Origin of the sequence: Zooshikella harenae (assembly GCF_018837975.1) — a bacterium.
Classification (GTDB): domain Bacteria; phylum Pseudomonadota; class Gammaproteobacteria; order Pseudomonadales; family Zooshikellaceae; genus Zooshikella; species Zooshikella harenae.
The window spans coordinates 1-679 of record NZ_JAGSOY010000330.1 but is presented as its reverse complement, the minus strand read 5'-3'; the positions used below and the strand labels follow the sequence as shown (position 1 = coordinate 679).

The following is a 679-nucleotide window of genomic DNA, read 5'->3' as shown; positions in this document are numbered from 1 at the left end:
CCTTATCTACGCGAATACCAATATTCGTATACCTGAACCTTCCTGCGATGATTCTTATGTTATTCAACGTGGTGATACCTTAGGTAATCTGGCTAAAAAGCACGACACGACTGTAGACGAAATTTTAAAAGAAAATAAAGATATCAAAGACCCCGATAAAATTTATGCGGGTTATGAATTAAAAATACCTGGTCGTAAACCAGAAGGTGAGTGTCCTATACCTCCAGAAGGTGGCCCTGAAAAGGGAGGGCCAAAAAAGAAAGGCCCAGAAGAAAAAGGACCAGAGAAACAAAAACCTGAAAAAATAGAAGAACCAAAAGATAAGAAAAAAACGGAAGAGCCTAAGAAAAAAGAACCTAAGGCCGAAGAAAAACTCCCTGAGGATAAAGATAAACCCTGTGAGGAGTGTGACACTAAGTGTAATGTAAAAATTGCTTGTGCACACAAAGAAAGAAACTTAAAAAATAAGAAGCCAAAGGTTATCTGTGTAGTGCCTGATGCTAAGCCAAGTCAAACAAAGCTTGGTGAAGGCGTTAGCGTATATAGTGATACTGTGGGGATCGAGTTAACAGGATCTCAAGCACCTGACGAGTTAAACCATAATCTTGACTCGGATTCAGTTAACAGAACGTCTAATACTGAAAATAGAAAAGTATTTGAAGTAGAAGCATCATATAGA

1 protein-coding gene is annotated in these 679 nt (G+C 38.3%); it reads left to right on the top strand.

The annotated features are described in order from the left end of the window. On the top strand, positions 1-679 hold a 679-nt coding region (locus KCG35_RS25965), incomplete at both ends, for a LysM peptidoglycan-binding domain-containing protein (protein ID WP_215822808.1).